Annotated in this window: 16 protein-coding genes; 3 read left to right on the top strand and 13 right to left on the bottom strand. The window is 61.2% G+C overall.

The annotated features are described in order from the left end of the window. The first annotated feature begins 33 nt into the window (after positions 1-33). Together ACUN8C_RS01025 and ACUN8C_RS01020 are read left to right on the top strand one after the other, a co-directional pair. Positions 34-948: a nuclease-related domain-containing protein gene (locus ACUN8C_RS01025; protein WP_445620534.1), complete on the top strand. Its 915-nt coding sequence runs from the start codon at positions 34-36 to the stop codon at positions 946-948. Between the two features lie 123 nt (positions 949-1,071). Next, positions 1,072-2,232: an MFS transporter gene (locus tag ACUN8C_RS01020; RefSeq protein ID WP_445620533.1), complete on the top strand. Its 1,161-nt coding sequence runs from the start codon at positions 1,072-1,074 to the stop codon at positions 2,230-2,232. Between the two features lie 106 nt (positions 2,233-2,338). On the opposite strand, the gene betT is transcribed toward ACUN8C_RS01020, so the two are convergent. The 7 genes from betT to ACUN8C_RS00985 form a co-directional block, all read right to left on the bottom strand. After that, positions 2,339-4,399 (bottom strand): choline BCCT transporter BetT, encoded by a 2,061-nt coding sequence (betT, locus tag ACUN8C_RS01015; RefSeq protein WP_445620532.1) that lies wholly within the window; start codon positions 4,397-4,399, stop codon positions 2,339-2,341. Between the two features lie 249 nt (positions 4,400-4,648). Further along, on the bottom strand, positions 4,649-5,701 hold the full coding sequence (locus tag ACUN8C_RS01010; RefSeq protein WP_445620531.1) for a LacI family DNA-binding transcriptional regulator: 1,053 nt from the start codon (positions 5,699-5,701) through the stop codon (positions 4,649-4,651). 58 nt (positions 5,702-5,759) lie between these two features. After that, the gene (locus ACUN8C_RS01005; protein ID WP_445620530.1) at positions 5,760-7,391 is read right to left on the bottom strand and encodes a glycoside hydrolase family 13 protein; all 1,632 of its coding nucleotides are present in this window, start codon (positions 7,389-7,391) and stop codon (positions 5,760-5,762) included. A gap of 27 nt (positions 7,392-7,418) precedes the next feature. After that, the gene (locus ACUN8C_RS01000; protein WP_445620529.1) at positions 7,419-8,540 is read right to left on the bottom strand and encodes an ABC transporter ATP-binding protein; all 1,122 of its coding nucleotides are present in this window, start codon (positions 8,538-8,540) and stop codon (positions 7,419-7,421) included. A 51-nt stretch (positions 8,541-8,591) separates the two neighbouring features. Next, positions 8,592-9,434, bottom strand: a complete 843-nt coding sequence (locus ACUN8C_RS00995; RefSeq protein ID WP_445620528.1) for a carbohydrate ABC transporter permease — start codon at positions 9,432-9,434, stop codon at positions 8,592-8,594. After that, the gene (locus tag ACUN8C_RS00990; RefSeq protein WP_445620527.1) at positions 9,431-10,441 is read right to left on the bottom strand and encodes a carbohydrate ABC transporter permease; all 1,011 of its coding nucleotides are present in this window, start codon (positions 10,439-10,441) and stop codon (positions 9,431-9,433) included. Before ACUN8C_RS00990 ends, ACUN8C_RS00995 begins: the two co-directional genes overlap by 4 nt. A 20-nt stretch (positions 10,442-10,461) precedes the next feature. Beyond that, entirely contained in the window at positions 10,462-11,733 is a 1,272-nt protein-coding gene (locus tag ACUN8C_RS00985; RefSeq protein ID WP_445620526.1) for an ABC transporter substrate-binding protein, read from the bottom strand. A gap of 257 nt (positions 11,734-11,990) precedes the next feature. Here ACUN8C_RS00985 and ACUN8C_RS00980 point away from each other — a divergent pair, with 257 nt between their 5' ends. Further along, positions 11,991-13,586, top strand: coding sequence for a carbohydrate porin (locus ACUN8C_RS00980; protein WP_445620525.1), 1,596 nt, complete (start codon positions 11,991-11,993; stop codon positions 13,584-13,586). A 96-nt stretch (positions 13,587-13,682) separates the two neighbouring features. On the opposite strand, the gene ACUN8C_RS00975 is transcribed toward ACUN8C_RS00980, so the two are convergent. From ACUN8C_RS00975 to glnA, 6 genes are all read right to left on the bottom strand, one after another. Then, positions 13,683-15,020: a deoxyguanosinetriphosphate triphosphohydrolase gene (locus ACUN8C_RS00975; protein WP_445620524.1), complete on the bottom strand. Its 1,338-nt coding sequence runs from the start codon at positions 15,018-15,020 to the stop codon at positions 13,683-13,685. 58 nt (positions 15,021-15,078) lie between these two features. Next, positions 15,079-15,942, bottom strand: coding sequence for an isocitrate lyase/PEP mutase family protein (locus ACUN8C_RS00970; protein WP_108841008.1), 864 nt, complete (start codon positions 15,940-15,942; stop codon positions 15,079-15,081). A 132-nt stretch (positions 15,943-16,074) separates the two neighbouring features. Beyond that, positions 16,075-17,490 (bottom strand): nitrogen regulation protein NR(I), encoded by a 1,416-nt coding sequence (gene ntrC, locus ACUN8C_RS00965; protein ID WP_108841009.1) that lies wholly within the window; start codon positions 17,488-17,490, stop codon positions 16,075-16,077. Next, on the bottom strand, positions 17,483-18,568 hold the full coding sequence (gene glnL / locus ACUN8C_RS00960) for a nitrogen regulation protein NR(II) (RefSeq protein WP_445620523.1): 1,086 nt from the start codon (positions 18,566-18,568) through the stop codon (positions 17,483-17,485). The genes ntrC and glnL overlap by 8 nt, the downstream gene beginning before the upstream one ends. Positions 18,569-18,737: 169 nt before the next feature. Next, complete coding sequence (locus ACUN8C_RS00955) at positions 18,738-19,268, bottom strand: DUF4124 domain-containing protein (protein WP_445620522.1); 531 nt, start codon at positions 19,266-19,268, stop codon at positions 18,738-18,740. A 182-nt stretch (positions 19,269-19,450) separates the two neighbouring features. Beyond that, positions 19,451-20,857 (bottom strand): glutamate--ammonia ligase, encoded by a 1,407-nt coding sequence (gene glnA, locus ACUN8C_RS00950; protein WP_108841011.1) that lies wholly within the window; start codon positions 20,855-20,857, stop codon positions 19,451-19,453. Between the last annotated feature and the right edge of the window lie 281 nt (positions 20,858-21,138).

Raw genomic sequence — 21,138 nt, 5'->3', positions numbered from 1 at the left:
CTAGACTAAACCTCAACCTATCGGGATGACGTCATGCGCTGGCTGGAATATCTACTTCCCCTGATTTTTCTGACTCCCCTGTTCGCCACCGCCGTGGTGGTCCTCGGGCTGCGCCATCTGTTTCAGGACAAGCCCGGCTTTTCCCCTTCCGGCCACCGGCTTCGCCAGTCCGGCAATCGTTTTCGCGAACGCCTGGCCGAGGCGCGCGTCAAACTCTTTCTCGCCGGCGCCCTTGGGCCCGTACTGGCCATCACGCCGCTGATCTATGGCATGGGCCGAATGCTGTTTTCGTCCTATCAGGACTGGATCGAATGGAGCATTTACGGACTGATCACCACGATCGCGGCAATGATCGTGGGCGCTTTCATGATGGCACTTTCCTATCGAATTTCTAATCTGCGCCTGCGGCTGGCCGGCGCCATGAACGTGGCGCATGACCTGCAGAGCCTTTTGCGGGCGCAGCATCAGGGGATCTGTATCTTCAATGATGTGCCGGCCGAGGGTTACACCATCGACCATGTTGTGGTCACCGAGCACGGCATCTTTTCACTGCTGGTCCGCACCCGTCACGCAGGCCCTGAAGCCGCCCTGGACAGCACCCGAACGCTGCGACTCGATGGCGAGCGGCTTCTCTTTCCCGATCGGGAAGAAACCCGCCCGGTACGTGAGGCACAGCGCGCCAAGCGCTGGCTGCAGGAGCGCCTGAGCCGCGAATGCAGGCGGGAAGTGCCTGTTCAGGCCATGCTGGTCATGCCGGGCTGGCGCATCGAGCGTGTCCGAAACAACGAGGATGTCCGGGTGGTCGGCGACAATGAACTGGTGGACTTCATGCAGCGCCGCGAGCAGCCGGTGCTGCCACAGCCGCTGCATGACGAGGCCATCCAGGCGCTGATCCGTCTGACCGATGACCATCAGACCCACCATGCGCTTTCTCCGACAGGGCCGTAGCCCGACGCCGGCGCTCTGCGTGCGCCGTGACGCCGACCTCACCCTTTTGATTACGACCACGAAAAGCGATGCGCCCCTGCTGCCGGAGGCCACGGGCGCACCCTGTTTGACAAGGAGTACGCCATGAATGAGCCCGCCAGCGAGAGCATTACAGCGCATGCGCCCGCCAGCCGCGCCGCCATTGCCTGGTTTTTTGCCCTTTCGGGCCTGTCCTTTTCCAACTGGGCGGTGCGCATTCCCGATATTCGTACCCTGCTGGACCTGTCGCAGTCCCAGCTCGGGGCCCTGCTGCTGTGTCCGGTGATCGGGTCGCTGTGTCTGACGCTGTTATCAAACTATCTCAACACCCGCTTTGGCAGCCGACGCATTACGCGCGTGGCGGCCTGCGCCATCGTGGTGTCGCTGGTGTTGATCGGGGCCGCCGTTTCGATGCTGACGCTGGGTCTGGCGCTGGTGGTCTTTGGTGCCGGCATGGGGCTTCTCAATATCGCCATGAACGATCAGGCCGCCACGCTCGAGCGGCGCTATCGACGCTCCATCATGTCCTCCTTTCACGGCCTGTTTAGCCTGGGCGGCATGGCCGGCTCCCTGATCGGTGGGGCGCTGGCCACGCTGGGGCTGACGCCACGCTGGCATCTGCTGCTGGTCGCGGGGCTTTTGATGGTAGGCATCCTGATCAGTCATCGCCATCTGCTGGCCCCGCCGCCGCGTGCCGAACGCCCTGTTGGTGCACTGTTCGTGCGACCGAAGGGGCGAGTCTGGCTGTTGGGTATCATCGCGGCGGCCGTGGTCTTTATCGAAGGGTCGATGGCGGACTGGTCGGCGCTTTTTCTCACCGAACTGGGCGCCTCGCGTGGGCATGCCGCTCTCGGGCTTGCCGTATTTACCGGCACCATGGCGGTCGGTCGCCTGCTGGGGGACCGCTGGCTGGACCGGGTCGGCGCGATACGAGCCCTTGAAGCCGGCAGTGCACTGGCCCTGTTCGGACTTGGGCTGGCCATTGTGGCGGCCAGCCCCACCGCGGCCCTGCTGGGGTTCGCGCTGGCCGGCATTGGCATGTCGACCCTGTTCCCGTGCCTGTTGAGTCTGGCCGGGCGTAACCGCGCCATGTCACCTTCGGGCGCCATCGCCTCGGTGGCCATGCTGGGCTATCTGAGCATGCTGGGCGGCCCACCAATGCTGGGGTTTCTGGCTGAAGCCATCACACTGCACTACGCCTTTATCGCGCTGGCCGTGGCCGCAGCACTGGCCATCGCCCTGGCACGGCCGGCGGCGCGGGCCTGATGGCCGGCAGTGCCGCGACACCGGCCCGGACAATGAAACAGCGCTCATGAAAAGGGGCCCGACCATAACGGTCGGGCCCCTTTCATTTTCGACAGCGACAGCCTTTTTAGACCGGCGGCTGTTCCGGGCTGTCCGGCATGTTGATGCTGTTGGGTTCCATGCGGTTGAGATGCAGAAACTGCAGGTGGCGCTCGTACTGATCGAGAATGTCGTCGATTACCTGCTGCTCGCTATAGCCCATCAGGTCATAGCCCTGACTGCCTTCCAGCAGATGGACTTCAAGGCGATAGTAATGGCGCGAGGCCTTGCGGGTGCGCATGGCAAAGGCAGGGGTTGCAAAGGCGCGCGTCCAGACCTGGTAGGTGAAGTTCTGCTCGTCACCGAAATCGACGTTGAGCGCGAGATAGTCATTCTCGTTCTGTTCACCGCCATTGATGTGAACGCCGACATCCTGAGGTTCAAGCCGCCCCTGGATGGCCGCCATCGCCGGGCGAACCCGCTCCTCGAGAAAGCGCTGCGCCTCGCTGCGGTCCGGGAAATTCATCGCCCGATCAAGGCGCTGCTCCCAGTTGCCGTGACCGCCCCGGCTGCTGCCCATGCGACCGGACAGCGAGCCGGCCAGGCTCAACCGATAACTCTCTTCCTTGAAGGCCTCGACCTTGAGCGCCTTGTAAAGCCCCGCCATCATGAAAAAGAGCACGACCGAAAACGGCAGCCCCGTGATCACCACCGCGCTTTGCAGGGTGGAAAGCCCCCCGGCCAACAGCAGCGACAGGGTCAGAATGCCGATGACCGCCGACCACAGAATGCGCATCCAGACCGGCGCATCGCTGCTGACATCCTTGAGAATCGAGGTGAAGTTCGACAGCACCAGCGCACCGGAATCCCCCGAGGTCACAAAGAAAATGATGGCCAGAATGCTCACCGCAATCGTGGTGACCACCGGGAAAGGATAGGCCTGCAAAAAGAGGTAGATACCCGCCGGCGGATTGTTCATCACCTGCTGACCAAAATCGGCGGCCCCATTGATGGCCATATCGATGGCGCTGTTTCCCAGCAGTGACATCCAGATCATCATGAAGGCAATCGGCAGCGTCAGGGTGCCGGCCACAAAGGTACGAATGGTGCGACCGCGCGAGATACGTGCCAGAAAGAGGCCAACAAACGGACCCCATGCAATCCACCAGGCCCAGAAGAACAGCGTCCATGCGTTGAGCCAGTCCATGGGGCGGTCAAAGGCGTAGGTATCAAACGACATCCGCACGAACGAGGAGAGATAGTCGCCGATATTCATGACCAGCGCGTTGAGCAAAAAGATCGTATCGCCGGCAAACAGCACGAACAGCAACAGCGCTACCGCCAGCAGGATATTGAATTCCGATAGCCTGCGGATGCCCTTCTCCACGCCGGTCACCGCTGAAATGGTGGCAAACAGCACGATCATCAGCACCAGTGCCGTCTGGGTCCAGGCGCTCTCGGCGATGCCGAACATGAAGTTCAGCCCATAGTTGAGCTGGATCACCCCGATGCCGAGACTGGCCGCGATACCAAAGACCGTCCCCATCACCGCGGCAATATCCACCGCATGACCGATGGGGCCGTAGATTTTCTTGCCAAAGATGGGATACAGCGCGCTCGAGATGGTGAGCGGCAGATTGTGGCGATAGCTGAAAAATGCCAGCGACATGCCCACCAGCGTATAGATGCCCCAGCCCGACAGGCCCCAGTGCATGAAGGTCAGCTGCATGGCGTAACGCGCGGCCTCCACCTGCCCCTCGGGGGCACCGGGTGCGGTATAGAACTGGGTCAGCGGCTCGGCGAGTGCAAAGAAGATGACGCCGATCCCGATACCGGCGGAAAACAGCATCGCCGACCAGGAAAAGATATTGAAGTCCGGCCGGGCATGCTCCGGCCCCAGCCGGATCTTGCCAAAGCGTGATACGCCTACAAACACCACGAAGGCGAGATAGATCACCACGGTGAGAAAGTAGTACCAGCCGAAGGTATTGGAGATCCAGCCAAGAATGGCGTTGATAACGCCGCTGGCCTGCTCGGTGGCGATCATCGCCCACAGCGAGAACGCCACGATCCCGATAAACGAGCCGTAGAAGACGGTCGGATTGAGCCTGTCCCCCGAAGGGGCGTGATCCTTTGTTGATTCACTCATGTGTCTTCCTGATTGATTATTGGAGATTGGAAGAGAGCCACGACAGCGTTTGATACCGCTTTTTTTCACCAGTGGCTCGGGGTGACGTTATCTCAGTTTAACCAGCGTTCAAAAAAATACTTATCGCACAGCGAGATTTTGAAAAGATATGGTTATTCGCAAAAGGCGGGGCGACGGGAGCCCGGGAGGGCTGGGCACAGCGGCCACAGGCCTGCAAAAGCCCGGCAAGGTGGCGCGCGGCAGTCGCCGTCAGGAGGATGAAGGACAGGTATCGCCGTGGATCAGCCAGACAGGCTGAACCACCTCGCTTTGATCGCAGTCACCGGTCACCATGCGGGCGGCCATGACGCCCTTGGCATGGCTGTCCTGATAAACCGTGGTCAGCATGGGTCGGCGGTGCTGACCTTCGGCAATCCCGTCAAAGCCGGTCAGCCTCAGCTGCCCGGGGACGGCCAGGCCGTGCTGTTCGGCCAGGCTCAGCGCCGTCAGCGCCAGCCGGTCCGACATGCACAGCAATAGATCCGGGGCGGAGTCGGCCAGCAGCGCCTCGATGACAGGTGCAGCCGCCACATGAGTATTGCCATCGACGTTCCACAGCGGTATCTGATCAGGGTCGTGGCCGGCCTCCATGAGGGCCTGATCGAAGCCTGCCAGTCGCTCAATGGCCACCGAATTGGGCTCGGACCAGCGCGAGCGCCGCTCAAGCCTGCCACCGGGGGCCTCCAGCGTCATGCGCAGGGCCAGGATGGCCGGCCGTTTTGCGCCGCCGGCCAGCGCATGCCGCGCAATGCTCAGCGCCGCGTCGCGATGATCGATCTGAATGGAGGCCAGCCCCGGCAGGCGCATGTCCACGGTCACCAACGGCTGGTGCTGATGTCGCAGCAGCGCCATGGTGCCCGCTTCAGGCATTGAGCCGTAGACCAGATAGCCGTCGGCCACGCCATTGAGCGAGGCATTCTGACGGTCGGTACGGGCGGCATCCGTCAGCAGCAGCATGTGATAGCCACGGGCATCCAGCACCTCGGCGATCCCCGCCAACAAGTCGCCCGCCACACTATCGCCGAGACTGTAACCCAGCCCGTCCGAGAGCATGACCCCGATGATGCCGGTGCGGCCGGTACGCAGCGTGCGCCCCTGGCGACTTGGACCGTTGTAGCCCAGCGCCCGGGCAGCTGCCAGAATCTCCTCACGGCGCGCGGCGGAGAGTTGATCGGGGCGATTGAAGGCGTTGGAAACCGTCGCCGTCGACACGCCCAGATACGCCGCGACGGCCTTGAGCGTCATCGGACGGGTCCGGCTCATGCCCTGCCCCGGGCCAGAATGCCCTGGCAGTGATGCATGGCCGGCACCAGTGGACGGGTCAAGGCGTCGTTAACCAGACCGCCGCATTACCGGCCAGCTGACCATGACTGATGGCATCCGTTACGCTTTGCAGAGCGACCTGGCCCTCGGGCAATGCCACCGACGTGTCGCCCAGATTGAGCACCAGCGTCACCCCCCCATTGGTCAGGCTCAGCACGTCGCGGCGCGAAGACTCCTGCCAGACCAGCTCGCCGTGGCCCAGTCCGTACTCATGCCGCGTGGCCAGCAGCCGGCGATAGAGCTCAAGTGTTGAGTCTTCATCCTCCAGCTGGCCATCGGCGGCGTAGCGGACATAGTGCTCGGGCTGCGGCAACCAGCACTCGCCGGTGGTATTGAAGCCGAAGGCCGGCGCATTGGCGCGCCAGGGCAGCGGCACGCGGCAGCCATCACGCCCGATCTGCTCACCATTGGTGCGATGAAACGTCGGGTCCTGACGATAGCGGGCCGGCATGGTGGTGTGATCCGGCAGTCCAAGCTCCTCGCCCTGATAGAGATAGGCAGAGCCTGGCAGCGCCAGTGTCAGCATGATCAGTGCCCGTGCCCGGCGCAGCCCCAGCGCCTCATCGGGCTGCTCGCTGTCGGCATCAATGCCGTTGGGCCGCTTGCCCGGATGCGAAAGCCCCAGCCGCGAGGCATGACGCACGCTGTCATGATTGGACATCACCCAGGTCGTGGGCGCTCCGACCGCGCTGTAGCTCTCAAGCGAGGTATCAATGACACGGCGCAGCTTGTCGGCATCCCAGGGGGTAAGCAGATAATCAAAGTTGAACGCCTGCTGCATCTCATCGGGTCGCACATAACGCGCGGTTCGCGCCGGCGGATGCACCCAGGCCTCGGCGACCATCATGCGGTCACGACCGAACTCGGTCAGCACCCGATTCCAGCGGCGATAGATCTCATGGACCTCTTCCTGATCCCACATGGGACCCCGGTTGCCGCCCTCGATCATTTCCTGGCTGCCGTCCCAGTCCGGCAGTTCCGGCACCTTGATCATGCCGTGGGCAACATCGATGCGAAACCCGTCGACCCCACGCTCGAGCCAGAAGCGCAGCACGTTGTCGAACTCTTCAAGCACCTCGGGATTGCGCCAGTCGAGATCGGGCTGGCGCGTATCGAAAAGATGCAGATACCACTCGCGCTCGCCCGGCACCTGCGTCCAGGCCGGCCCACCAAAGACACTCTGCCAGTTATTGGGTGGCTGCTCACCGTGCTCGCCGCGCCCTTCCCGGAACATGTAGCGCGCCCGTTCCCGACTGCCGGAAGGTGAGGCCAGCGCCTCCTGAAACCAGACGTGTTCGCTGGAAGTGTGGTTGGGCACGATGTCCACGATGATTCTCATGCCGCGCTCATGGGCGCCTGACAGCATCGAGTCAAAGTCTTCAAGCGTGCCGAACAGCGGATCGACATCGCGGTAATCGGCCACGTCGTAGCCGGCATCTGCCTGCGGCGAGCGATAAAAGGGCGACAGCCAGAGCGCATCGACCCCCAGGTTCGCCAGGTAATCGAGCCGCTGAATAATACCGTTCAGATCACCGATGCCGTCACCGTTGGCATCCATGAAACTGCGCGGATAGATCTGGTAAATCACGGCGTCATGCCACCACTGTGGCCGGGAATGCTGTTGAGTCATATGGGCTTCCGTCGTGTGGGGAGAAGTTCAGGACATTGTGGCTGACACTCTGGCCTCACTGGCGTCGACCGGCGGCAGCGCCCGGCCCTCGTGGTCAAACAAATGAGCCTGATGGGGGGCAAAGTCCAGAGTGACGCGCTCACCGCGCGCAAAGGCACTGGGCGCCTCGGTACGACATACAAGAGGCTCACCATCAGGCGTTTCCAGATAAAGGTAGGCTTCACTGCCCAGATACTCGACGTTGAGAATGTTAAATCCCACCGCCCCTGTCGCCGCTACCGGCTTCAGATGCTCAGGACGTACACCCAGCGTGACGGCGCCTCCTTCGCTGTCAGAAGCCAGCTGACGCGACAGCACATGTTCACCCATGCCGGGAACGCTGATTCGACAACCGGCATCGCCTTCGCGGCGCGCCTCCACGGTGAGAAAGTTCATCTTTGGTGAACCGATAAAACCGGCCACAAAACGTGATCCGGGTCGCTCATAGAGTTCACGCGGCGAGCCGGTCTGCTCGACGTGCCCCTCATTGAGCACCACGATACGATCAGCCAGTGTCATCGCCTCGACCTGATCATGGGTGACATAGATCATTGTGGCACCCAGGCGTTCATGCAGATGGGCGATTTCGTTGCGGGTCTGTACGCGCAGGGCGGCGTCAAGATTGGAGAGCGGCTCGTCGAACAGCAGAATTCTGGGCTCGCGTGCCATGGCCCGCCCGATCGCCACACGCTGGCGCTGCCCCCCGGAGAGCGCTTTTGGCAGCCGGTCCAGCAGACCGTCAAGTTGCAGGATCTTCGCAGTCTTTCGCACTCGCTCATCGACTGTCTGTCGGTCAGATTTCGCAAGCTTCAGGCCAAAGGCGATGTTGTCGTACACGCTCATGTGCGGATAAAGCGCGTAGGACTGAAACACCATGCCGATGCCGCGCTCCGGCGGGGTCATGTTATTGACCCGCGTGTCATCAATCATCAGATCGCCATGGGTGATCGACTCAAGGCCCGCGATCAGGCGAAGCAGGGTCGACTTGCCACAGCCCGAGGGGCCAACAAAGACCACGAATTCACCGTCGCTGATATCGAGCGAGACATCCTCGATGACCCGGGTCGAACCAAAGCGCTTGTTGACCTTTTCAAGCGTCACGGAAGCCATGTCTACCTCCTGCAGAGCGGGCCACGCCAAAGCGTGGCAGGCGTTTCGATATCAGCCCTTGACGGCACCGGCCGTCAGACCGGAGACGATGCGGCGCTGGAAGATCACCACCAGTACCACCAGCGGCACGGTAACGATCACCGAAGCCGCCATGATGGGCCCCCAGGGCAATTCATACTGGCTGCCGCCGGAAATCAGGGCGATCGCAACCGGCACCGTGCGCTGGGTATCGGTCAGCGTGAAGGTCAGGGCAAAGAGGAACTCATTCCATGCCGCAATAAAGGCCAGAAGCCCCGTGGTCACCATGGCCGGCCACAACAGCGGCATGAAGACTTTCGTCAGCGTTACCCAGGGTGAAGCCCCATCGACGATGGCGGCTTCTTCAAGTTCATCGGGCAACTGCCGCATGAAGGTGGTCAGAATCCAGACCGTGAACGGCAGGGTAAAAATGGTGTAGCTCAGAATCAGACCACCGGGCGAGTTGTAGAGATCAAGCGTGCGAATGACCTCAAAAAGCCCCGACAGCACCGCCACCTGAGGAAACATCGACACGCCCAGCACGATCATCATAACCATGGTGCGCCCGCGAAAACGCACTCGACCGAGCGCCCAGGCCGCGGTCAGACCCAGCAGCAGCGCAATGATCACCACGCTGATCGCCACGAGCACGGAGTTGCGGATGGCTGCCAGAAACGTGGGCTGAGAGAGCACCGTGGCGTAATTGGAAAAATCGATACTATCGACCCAGTAGCTCACCTCAAACAGCTCGCTTGAGGGTTTCAGTGAGGTCACGACCGCGTAGTAAAAGGGAAAAACGGCGTAGAGCACCAGCACGGCGACCAGCGCCCAGAAGCCGATTTTCAAAAGGATGGACTTCAGCATGCGCAGGCTCATTTCCCCCCTCCCAGCCGATGGCGCCCGAGGTAGAGATAAACCACCGTCACCAGTGCGATGATCATGAACAGAAGCGTCGAGGCCGCACTGCCATATCCCACATCCTGGAACTCGACCAGTTGCTGACGAGCGTAGATCGACATGGTCATGGTCGAGGCAGCGTTGGACGTCAGCACGTAGATCACATCAAACACGCGCAGCGCATCCAGCGCCCGGAAAATCACTGCCACCAGCAGCGCCGGGGTGATCAAGGGCAGCGTCACGCGAAAGAAAACCTTCACCGGAGAAATACCGTCAACCCTTGCCGCCTCATAACAGTCGCTGGGCAGCATCTGTAGCGCCGCGAGCACCAAAAGTGCCACGAAGGGGGTGGCTTTCCAGACATCGACCATGATGACCGCCCACATGGAAAGGCTGGCATCCGCCGTCCATGACAGCGGGGCATCGATTAATCCGACCCCCAGCAGCATATGGTTGATGATCCCGAACTGGTCATTGAGCATCCACGCCCAGATCTTGGCCGATACCACAGTCGGAATCGCCCAGGGGATCAGCATGGCTGCACGCACCAGGGTGCGGCCGCGAAAGCGGGCATTGAGCACCATTGCCACGATCACGCCCAACACCGCTTCCAGCGACACCGAGATCAGGGTGAAGTAGAGCGTATTCCACACCGACTGCCACCACAGCGGGTCGGCCAGAATGCCGTACCAGCCGTTATCGAAAACCAGATAATTCTCGAAGCCAATGAACTGCGCGCCCCCAAGGCTGGACAGGCTGGCATCGGTCAGACTGAACCAGAAGGTGCGCATCAGCGGCCAGCCGGCAACCACTGCCAGCCCGATCAGCATGGGCGTCAGAAACAGCCAGGCCGCACGCACCCGCTGGCGACGTACCCGGGTGCCACGCTCGCGAGGCGGGCCTTCGGCCGATGGCCTTGATGACCCGTTACCTCCTGGGTAATGGGCATTTTCAGACGAGGCGTCGTGCGACTCTTGTGCGGCCATGATGTGCTCCTTCGAGCGCCTTACCAGCGACGGCGTTTGATACGCTCAAGCTCACCTTCAAGACGCTCAAGCCCCTGATCGGCGGCGACATTGCCGGAAAGCACTTCATGAACCGTGTTGAAAAAGGCATTGGAGACGCGAGGATAGTTGTCGCCGGTGACGGCGGCCGGTCGCGGTACGGCTGAAGTGAAGGTCTCATAGAGCGTGCCGAAAAAGGGCACCGCCGCCAGTACTTCTTTATCCTGATAGAGCGCCGGCAGTGTCGGGTTGTAGGCGCCATCGATGGCGCGACGCTTTTGCTCATCAAGCGAGGTGAGAAAGGCGACCAGGTCGGCGGCCATGTCGGGATGATCGCTGTAGCGCGATACCGCCAGATTCCAGCCGCCCAGCACTCCGGCACTATGGCCATCCTTGCCACCGGCAGGCAGGGGGGCGACATCGACCCGGTCACGAATGCTGCTCTGCTCGGACTGCACCAGATCCCAGGCATAGGGCCAGTTGCGCATGAACAACGCATTGCCCGACTGAAAGACGCCGCGCGCCTCCTCTTCGGTGTAATTGAGCACGCCCCTCGGTGAAATATCGTCGATCCATCCGGCGGCCTGCGACAGTGCCTTCACCGCCTGTGGGTTATTGACGGTAATTTTGCCGTCCTCGTCGACGATGGTGCCGCCGTCGGGATAGCTGGCCATCCACTCCAGCGCGTTGACGGTCAACCCTTCGTAGGCACGGCCCTGAAACACATAGCCCCAGAAGTCACCGTGCCCGGCCTTGCGCTCACCGGCCTGCACGGTATGCGCCGCCTCGGTCAGCGCCTCCCAGGTAGCGGGGACTTCAAGGCCGTATTTGTCGAGCAGATCCTTGCGGTAATAGAGCACACCGGCGTCGGTGAACCAGGGCATTGCCACCAGCCTGCCATCGACGGTGTTGTTGTCGACGATGGCCTCAAAAAAGCCGTCGGTGGCATCTTTTGGCAGATGTTCATTCAGATCGATCAGATGGGGCGCCAGCATGCCGGGCCATACCACATCGATCTGAAACACATCGATGTCTCCGGAGCGCGAGCTGAGAATCTGCTGGTAAAGCGATAGCCGCTCGGTGGCCGAATTGGGTGTGGAGACAACCTCAACACTGTGGCCGCTTTTGGCCTCCCAGCGTTCAACCCCGGCCTTGCAAAGCTGCAGCTCGGCGCCCACGGCGCCGCAGGAAATGGTGAGATCAGCCGCAGCCGCCTGCGAGACGGCGCCGACGACCATCAACAGACAGCCTGCGGGAATCAATCCGGATTTCATGACAGCGCCTCCTGGGCAAACGCCAGATGTTTGGCTTAATCGTTTAAGTCAATCCGGAAAGGTACTTTTCGCCACACGATAGCGACATTGGACAATGGATTTATAACCTTTTGTCACAGAGACCAATGTATGAGTGAAACCTTAACCAAGGCTCTGTAAGTTCCTTTTACGATCCTGCGCCCACTGCGTGCATAACAAGACTGCCAGGCCAACGAGCAGAAGGATCGGGACAATAACCATAAACAAGGGACATCACCATGCCTTCGCCTCACCGCTTCACGCGTCACCCCCTGGCCGTTGCCGTTGCGCTGGCGCTGGCCCTGCCCACCAGCGCGCTGGCGGCTGACAGCTCGATCGAACAACGACTCGCCGAGCTGGAAGCGCGCATCGCCGCCTCTGAACGTCGAGCCAGCCTGGCAGAGCAGCGCGCCGCCCAGGCCGAAGCGGCGCTGGAAAAGCAGCAGGGCTCGCAGCAGCTGGTACAGGGCAACACGTCACAGAACACCGGAGAGGAACTTTCGGCCGGCAGCATTCCCTCTCAGGTGCGCGAGGAAGAGGGTGAAGGCGAAGGGCTATCCATGAGCGTCTATGCCCGTTCAGGGCTTTTGATTGGTAGTGACCGCAAGAGCTCGCCCGGCGGTCCCTACCTGACGCCGGCCGGGCGCTCGGGTGGCGCCGTAGGCCGACTGGGTAACGAGCCGGACACCTACGTTGAAACGGTTTTTGACTATAACCACCGTTCTGAAAACGGGGCGCACTCGCTGTATCGCATCATGCTGGCCGACGGCACCACCACCAGCAACGACTGGACGGCCGACGAGTCAGACCTCAACGTGCGTCAGGCCTTCGTTGAATTCAGTGACCTGCCCAGCTTTACCGGCGCGTTTGAAAACGCCTCGATCTGGGCGGGCAAGCGCTTTGACCGTGACAACTTCGATATCCACTGGCTCGACAGCGATATTATCTTTCTGGCCGGTACCGGGGCGGGTATTTACGACATCAGCGTGACCGACGGCTGGGACACCAGTTTCTCGCTGTATGGCCGCAGCTTCAGCAACTACCCCGTCGTCACCGACGAACAGCCCGAACTCAACGATGACACCGACAACCTGATCCTGACCTCCAACAACCGCTTCGGTCCCTGGCAGTGGATGATCAGCGGCATGTCGGCCAACGATAACGACGAGCGTGACAATGATCCCCGTGGTGGTATAACGGGCGACAACGTCGCTGAAAACGGCTTCCACACCATGGTGGCCTACCATGGCGACAGCTTCTTTGGCATGGGCGAAGGCACCTTCAAGACGGCCTTGATGTACGGCCACGGGCTGGGCGGTGAGGTCAAGGCACTGGGTTCTGACGGCAATCTGAACGAAGATGCCAATACGGCTCGACTGGCCGTCTACGGCACCACCTATCTGACCCCGAACTGGCGCATCGCACCGGCGCTGCTGGCCCAGACCAGTCACGACCGCTACGCCGACGGCGACCGCTATGACTGGGTCACTCTGAGTGCACGGCTGGCCAACGAGCTGACCGAAAACTTCGAGATGCAGTACGAGGCGAGCTATCAGTGGATGGATCTCGACCCTTCGGGATACGGATATCAGGATGACAACGGCAATCCTCAGGTCTTTCAGAGCGTCAACGGCGGTTATACGCGCCTGACCATTGCGCCCACCTTCAAACCGCAGGTTGGCGATTTCTGGAACCGTCCCGAGATTCGCCTGTTCGCCACCTGGAGCGACTGGGACGATGACCTCAACAACTTCTCCAATGATGACGCACTGGGCAGCGACGGCTTTACCGGCAGCGAGTGGACCTTTGGTACACAGATGGAGGTGTGGTTCTAAAAGAACGCGGAGTTTCCAACGAAAGACGCGGAGTGCGGCCATGCCGCACCCCGCGTTTTTTTGGTCCTGATCTGCCTGGCGCCTGCTTTTTTGGCGTTATTCTCCGCGCAGCCTGCCGCCCATCTCCTGGGCGAGATCGACCGCGAAGTTGTCCGTCATGCCGCCAATGAAATCAAGCATGCGGCGATAGCTGTCATATAGCGGCCACTGGGTCTGTGGGGTGTTTTCGCCGATCAGGGCCAGCACGCGCTGATGCTTGAAGCTGGACTGTCCGGTGAAGTGCAGCTCGTGCGCTGCGCCAATAAAGGCTTCCAGCAGGATACCCAGCGTCGTATAGGCGCCAATCTCGAGCTTGGCCTTGCGCGCATTGCGAAAGATGCGGTCGCGGGCAATTTTCTTGGCCTCGCTCACGCCCCAGCCCAGATCCGGATGGCACAGATCGAGCAGATCATCTTCCAGACTGCCCTCCAGCAGTGCCTGCTCATGGGTGACAAAGGTCGCCGCCACTTCATTGACCGCCCGCTCCATGGCCGCCCCGCGCAGCGCCGCTATTCGCCGACGCTGGGAGACGTTCTCAAACGACATGCGGGCGTAATCCTCGGGCTCGCCGCCGGCGATATGGATCAGTACGCCGGCGACTTCTTCAAAGCGCAGGATGCCCATTTCCAGACCATCCTCGAGATCGAGCAGGGCATAGCAGATGTCATCGGCGGCCTCGACCAGCCAGGCAAAGGGATGACGGCACCAGGCATGATCGCTCAATCGCTTGAGCCCGAGCAGACCGGCCACGCGCTCAAGCTGCCGGCTCTCCGACTGGTAGGCCCCAAACTTGCCGGCCAGCCCCGCCCGCTCCACGGTCCAGGGATACTTGAGCATTGCCCCGAGCGTCGGCGCGGTCAGGCGCATGCCGCCGTTGAACTGGTTGTATTCGATCTGGGTGACCACCCGAAACCCCTGGGCGTTGCCTTCATAGGTCAGAAGGTCAGCCCGCTGGGTCGGATTCAGCGCCTCCAGAAAGCCGGTGCCGTCGGCTTCGGCGCGCTTGAACCAGTCGCGAATGGCGTACTCGCCGGCATGACCAAAGGGCGGGTTGCCGATGTCATGACTCAGGCAGGCCGCCTGCACGATCACACCCATGTCAGCCGGCGTGATCCAGCCCGGCAGGCGATCGCTCAAACGCTCACCCACGATCATGCCCAGACTGCGACCCACGCAGCCGACTTCCAGCGAATGGGTCAACCGGGTGTGGATATGATCGTTTTCGGTCAGCGGGTGCACCTGCGTCTTGCGCCCCAGCCGGCGAAACGAGCCTGAAAAGACGATGCGATCAAAGTCCTTGTGGAAAGGACTGCGACCGATTTCACGCTCTCGTTCGGTCGTCTTGTCATCCAGACGCACGGGGGCCAGCAACTGCTCCCACTGCATTTGACTCATGTCGCCTCGCCCCCTGAGACCCGCGCGACAGGCGCCGGCCGTTCAATGATGAATACGTTTATTCGTTGACGTCCATGTAGCGACGCGCCCACTCGCGGTTCTCTTCAAGCGTTGAGTAACGCGTGGAGAGTTCGGAGGCGTTCAGGTTGCCGTCGGCAATCTGGCGCTGCTCGCGCAGACAGTCATAGGTGGCCTTGATGGCAGCAAAATAGGCGCCGTGGCCGTTGACCACCACGCGCACACCGGCCCGTGCCAGCCGCTCACGGTCGCGCAGTTCGGGATTGTCGTAGGTGACCAGCATCAGGGGAATGTTCAGATGTTCGGCGATGCTTTCCAGATGATCAAAATCGCGAATGCCGACCATGCAGATGCCGTCGGCCCCGGCACGCTCGTAGGCCATGGCGCGTGTGGTGGCGTCTTCAGTGCTGAGCACCCCTGCATTGGTACGGGCAAAGATGGACATGGCGGGGTCAATACGGGCCTCAAGAGCGGCGCGAATCTTGCCCACGCCCTCTTCCAGTGGCACCAGATCGGTGGATTTACGCCCGTATTTGGCCGGCAGCAGCGTGTCTTCAATGGTCAGGGCAGCCACGCCGGCCCGCTCGAGCTCGGTAATGGTGCGCATCACGTTGAGCGCGTTGCCGTAGCCATGGTCGGCATCGGCAATGATCGGCAGGCGCGCCACGCGACCGATACGGGTGGCCTGTTCGACAAACTCACTCAGCGTGATCAGGGCGAAGTCAGGTGCCGCCAGCACCTGCAGCGAGGCCACCGAACCGCCCAGAATGCCGACTTCAAACCCCAGATCCGCCGCAATACGGGCCGACATGGGATCAAAGGTCGAAGCGGTGAAGTAACAGTCCTCGCGGGCAAGCAGGTCGCGAAACTGGTAACGCAGATCGTGCTGGGAAGGGGTAGCCATGACAACTCCTGAACATCAGAAAGCGGCGATGGGCCCTGACGGCCCATCCTTGATGGCGATCTACTTTATACGTTTGTCCCATAACGCACCAACACGGCGCACCCCGAATATCAACCGAACGCGCCCGACCTCCTAGTCGGCGCTGTCGGCCAGCGCCGGCAACAACACCTTGAGCTTGCGGGTCAGGGTGTTGCGTCCCCAGCCCAGCAGTTCGGCGGCCTCGCCCTTGCGCCCGCCGGTGTGCTTGAGCGCCGTCTCGATCAGGATGCGCTCGAAATCCGGCACGGCTTCTTCCAGTAAATGGGTATGGCCGGCCGCCAGTGCCCGGTCGGCCCATTCGCGAAAGGCACTGCGCCAGTCGCCGCTGCCCTCGCCAGGGCTTTCGAGATCACGAAGCTCCGGTGGCAGATCATCAATGAGCACCTCGCGGCTGGAGGCCATGACGGTCAGCCAGCGGCAGGTGTTTTCCAGCTGACGCACGTTGCCCGGCCAGGGCAGATGCGAGAGATGCTGCTCGGCAGCCTCGGTAAGCATCTTGGGCTCGGCGGAGAGCTCGCGGGCCGCTTCGGCCAGAAAGTGGCGGGCCAGCCGCGGGATATCTTCGCGCCGCTCGGAGAGTCTTGGCAGATGCACGCGAATCACGTTGAGCCGGTGAAAGAGGTCCTCGCGAAAGCGCCCCTCCTCGACCAGCTTTTCCAGATGCTGGTGGGTCGCGGCGATAATGCGCACATCCACCCGCACCGGGACATGCCCGCCGACCCGATAGAACTCGCCATCGGCCAGCACGCGCAACAGCCGCGTCTGGGTCTCGGCCGGCATGTCGCCGATTTCATCGAGAAACAGCGTGCCACCATCGGCCTGCTCGAAGCGACCGCGACGCTGAGCCGTCGCCCCGGTAAAGGCGCCCTTCTCGTGGCCGAAAAGCTCGGACTCCATCAGATCACGCGGAATGGCGGCCATGTTCAGGGCAATAAAGGACTGATGGCCCCGCGGGCTGTGCTGGTGCAGGGCACGCGCGACCCGCTCCTTGCCGGTGCCCGACTCGCCGTTGATCATCACGGTGATGTGGGAGTGCGACAGCCGCCCGATGGCGCGAAACACCTCCTGCATGGCCGGCGCTTCACCGATGATCTCGGCCTGAATGCCTTCGGGCACCCGGGCCGGGGCCTGACGCTCGCGGGCGTGAGCCACGGCGCGACGCACCAGCGACAGCGCATCGTCGACATCAAAGGGCTTGGGCAGATACTCGAACGCACCACCTTGATAGGACGCCACGGCACTGTCGAGATCAGAATGCGCCGTCATGATAATCACCGGCATGTCGGCGTGACGCTCGCGTACGCGCGCCATCAGATCGAGGCCATCGACGCCCGGCATGCGAATGTCGGTGAGCAGCACGTCGGGCGGCTGTCGATTGATGGCCTCCTCGGCCTGATCGGCCCGCTCAAAGCTTGAGACTTCGATATCGGGCTGAGCGAGCGTGCGCTCGAGTACCCAGCGGATGGCGCGATCATCATCCACGATATAGACGCGGGCCGTATCACTCATGGGTGTCTCCCTTCTCTTGTCGGTCTTGTTCGGGTTCGCTGAATCCTTCCAGCGGAATCAGAAGACGAAATTCGGTATGACCGGGGCGGCTTTCACATTCGATCAGGCCCTGATGCTGATGCAGAATCGACTGGGCGATGGACAGCCCCAGCCCGCTGCCTTCCGCCCGCCCGGAAATCATCGGGTAAAACAGCGACTCGGCCAGCGTCTCGGGCACGCCCGGGCCGTTGTCGATCACACAAACCTCGCACACCAGCCGATGACGCTCGGCCCCCAGAGTGAACTGCCGTCGCGCCCGGGTGCGCAGGGTGACCGTTGGCGATTCGGTGGCGTTTTCATTGAGCGCCTGAACGGCGTTGCGGGTCACGTTCAGCACGGCCTGAATGAGCTGACCGAAATCGCCCATGATCAAGGGCAGACTGGGGTCATAGTCTCGCACCAGCGCGATGGTGTCGGTCTCGGCCTGCAACAGGGCACGTACCCGCTCGACCACCTCATGCACGTTGATGGGCGTTTGTTCGACCGGCCGATTGGGCCCCAGCATTCGATCCACCAGATCGCGCAGGCGATCGGCTTCCTCGATGATGATGCGGGTAAATTCGGTCAGACTTTCATTGGGCAGGTCACGCTCCAAAAGCTGCGCAGCACCCCGGATACCCCCCAGCGGGTTCTTGACCTCATGGGCCAGCCCCCGGGTCAGCACCTTGACCATTTCCTGGCGCGCGATCAGTGACTCCTCGCGCGAGATGCGCATCAGACGATCGCGGGGCTCGAACTCCAGCAACAGCTCGGTTTTCGAAAGCGGCGTGGCGGTATAATCCACCGTAATGCGCTCCCCGCCCGCCATGGCCAACTGTGTTTCGCGCTGGGTATAGGGATGCTGACGGCGCAGGGCGTCTGCCAGCATGGTCGCGATACGACCGTCTTCTCCTTCCAGACACTCAAGCGTTGTGCCCTGCACTCGGGAAAGGCTCAGCCCCATCAGGGCCTCTGCAGCCGGATTGAGCCAGCGAACGCTTAACTGTGCATCCAGCAACACCACGGCCGTAGTGAGATGTTCCAGCAGGCGTTGGTGCATGAAGCCCCTCATAAACGTTGTTTCCCTTTGATAGTGCAAAAAGCGCGCCACATATGACGAATGTCGCACCACAAGGGGAAGGCCTTTTGTCATGTGAGCACGAAAGTGGCCCAGCGATACCCCATCGCAAACCATGATGCACCTTTGTGGTGCAAAAAGACCAGCAGGGTCATTTCTCGCGTGGCGGCGCGTCGTTGCCTGACAGAGCCAGCACCTCAAGCGTCATGACCCTTGAGCGCTGACGAACGGTCCCTGCACTATCAAGAATTTCGGCGACCAGCGCATGACGGCCAGCCGTGAGTCCCATCGCCATCAGCACATGGCTGAAAAGAGGCGATTGATGCCGTTGACCGTCAACGCTCAGCTGTACCCGATCGCCGGGGCGCAGGCGCGGGGTGGTTTCAAGGCGCAGGGAGATACCACGACGGGCCTGTTCGAGAGTCACGGGCGCGGAACGAGGTTTGAGAAGTACTCGCTGATAGGGCGTAAAGCGACCGGGTGCAGCGGGGATAACCACGGAAATGTCAGAGGCCCCGACAGGCGACAGCACACGTGGAGCGCGTATCGCGGCCCGGGTGCCACCGGGATGATCGCTCCAGACGATATTGCCCTGTGCATCCGTGTGGCGATAGACCGCTGCACGGGCAGGCGACGTGGCGGCGGCCAGCAGCAACCAGACCACGATCGTCCACAGCATCATGTGACAAGAGCGACCCGACACGGCAGCGGTTCCACGAAAAGGAGAGGGAACGCTCATTATTGCCGGAATGACCCAACCACCAGACGATAAAAAGCCCCGTTAAAACGGGGCTTTTCCATTGCAGGCCCGAACGCGGGCGCCGCACCTCAAATGCCAGGGGCGCTGGCCCTTGAGGCTATATCTTAAAGACTATAGTACAGATCGTATTCCATGGGGCTTGGCACCATGCGAACCGCGGTCACATCTTCCATCTTGAGTTCGATGTAGGCATCGAGCATCTCTTCGGTGAACACGCCACCTTCGGTCAGGAAGGCGTGGTCATCCTTGAGGGCCTGCAGGGCTTCTTCCAGGCTCGAGGCGACCGTGGGCACGTTGAGCGCTTCTTCAGCCGGCAGGTCATACAGGTTCTTGTCCAGCGCTTCACCCGGATGAATCTTGTTGCGGATACCGTCAATACCGGCCATCAGCAGCGCTGAGAAGGCCAGGTACGGGTTGGCCATCGGATCAGGGAAGCGCGTCTCGACACGCTTGCCCTTGGGGCTTGCGGTGTAGGGAATACGGATCGAGGCAGAACGGTTGCGAGCGCTGTAGGCCAGCATGACCGGCGCTTCAAAGCCCGGAACCAGACGCTTGTAGGAGTTGGTCGACGGGTTGGTGAACGCGTTCAGGGCACGCGCGTGCTTGATCACGCCACCGATGTAATACAGCGCGGTTTCAGAGAGACCTGCGTATTCATCACCGGCGAACATGTTCTCGCCGTCCTTCCAGAAGGACTGGTGAACGTGCATGCCGGAGCCGTTATCACCGGCCATCGGCTTGGGCATGAAGGTCGCGGTCTTGCCATAGGCATGAGCCACGTTGTGGATCACATACTTCATGGTCTGAACTTCGTCGCACTTCTGCACCAGCGTGTTGAACTTCACACCGATTTCGTTCTGACCGGCGTTGGCCACTTCGTGGTGATGCACTTCAACGCTCTGACCCACGGCTTCGAGCGTCGAGCACATGGCGCTGCGGATGTCGTGGAAGGAGTCGACCGGCGGGACCGGGAAGTAGCCGCCCTTGACGCGCGGACGGTGACCCATGTTGCCGCCTTCGAACTTGCCATCGGTCTCCCAGGCACCCTCTTCGGAGGAAATGCGGAAAAAGGAGTGATGCATGTCATTTTTGAAGTGCACTTCATCAAAGATGAAGAACTCGGGCTCGGGACCGAAGAAGGCCGTGTCGCCCAGACCGGTGCTGCTCAGATAGGCTTCGGCGCGCTTGGCAATCGAGCGCGGATCACGCTCATAGCCCTGCATGGTGGCCGGCTCAATGATGTCGCAGCGCAGAACGATGGTGGGATCTTCGGTGAAGGGGTCGATATAGCCCGTACCGTCCTGAGGCATCAGGATCATGTCGGACTCGTTGATGCCCTTCCAGCCGCCGATGGAGGAGCCATCGAACATCTGTCCGGTTTCAAAGAACTCTTCATCGACCATGCGCGCGGGAATGGTGACGTGCTGCTCCTTGCCCTTGGTATCGGTAAAGCGCAGATCTGCCCACTTGATGTCGTTCTCTTCGATCAGGGCAAGCGTTTTCTCTGACATGTGACTCCTCCAATAAAAGGATACTGCTTGAAAACCGTTAACAGGACGCCATCACTTCGCCACCGTTGTATCACGCGCAAGCACAGTGCATGCAAGTCCCGATGTGTCCCCAAATAATGCATGCAGCGTGCCAAAATGGCGCATGACACGCCATCTCTGTTTAAAATATCTTCTAATACAGACGCTTAAAGACATCCTCGGAAGGCATGGGGTCTGTTGCGGTGACAGAATTCGACAAGAGAACCCGACATCAATCGATCATGCTGCACCAATAGCGATCA

This window comes from Kushneria sp. Sum13 (assembly GCF_052692355.1).
This window is presented reverse-complemented; position numbering and strand designations above follow the sequence as displayed.